We start from the raw sequence: 529 nt of genomic DNA, 5'->3' as shown, positions 1-529 counted from the left end.
CCCGCTACAAGAACGCCATCAGGTTGCTTGACCTCATCCGCCGCGGGGAAGTGGCCATTGGCGCTGCGGAGGGCGAGACCAGTACGCCTGCAAGCGGCGTGCGCTATACCGGTAATGAGAAAAAACTTTCTGACCTGGACTTTTTTTAAAGGAGGAAAAGATGAATTTAAGTGTGCAAATAAAAGACATTGGATATTCAATTTCTCGCCAGATAGTAACGGTAACTATTACTATTTCACTTGTTGATCTTGATCAGACAGATGCTGACGGTAATCCGTTTGTGCTTGACGAAAAGACGGTAAGTATTTCGCAAAATATGCTTTCCTCCACGGCTCTTGATGAGTTAAATGCCAAAATTTACCAAGAAATTCGTACCTATTTTGAAAGAGCAAAGGTCAATATTGAACGCCTTACAAGTGTTTTTGGTACTATTAATACGCAAACTATTCTCAATAATCTAAAAACAAATATTGAAACTAACATGATACCAAATGCCATAAATGAAGTTTTTGGAGGTAGCTAATGGCTG

General features: G+C 40.6%; 1 protein-coding gene. It reads left to right on the top strand.

Annotation, left to right across the window (positions count from 1 at the left end; translation table 11 throughout):
- Positions 1-160 precede the first annotated feature (160 nt).
- Entirely contained in the window at positions 161-523 is a 363-nt protein-coding gene (locus TH606_RS11225; protein ID WP_068544083.1) for a hypothetical protein, read from the top strand.
- The last annotated feature ends 6 nt before the right edge of the window (positions 524-529 follow it).

This window comes from Thermodesulfatator autotrophicus, from assembly GCF_001642325.1.
Classification (GTDB): domain Bacteria; phylum Desulfobacterota; class Thermodesulfobacteria; order Thermodesulfobacteriales; family Thermodesulfatatoraceae; genus Thermodesulfatator; species Thermodesulfatator autotrophicus.
This window is presented reverse-complemented; position numbering and strand designations above follow the sequence as displayed.

Bases quoted from the DNA above. Each gene is read 5' to 3' on its own strand.
- TH606_RS11225 (WP_068544083.1), top strand. From the start codon at position 161: ATGAATTTAAGTGTGCAAATAAAAGACATTGGATATTCAATTTCTCGC.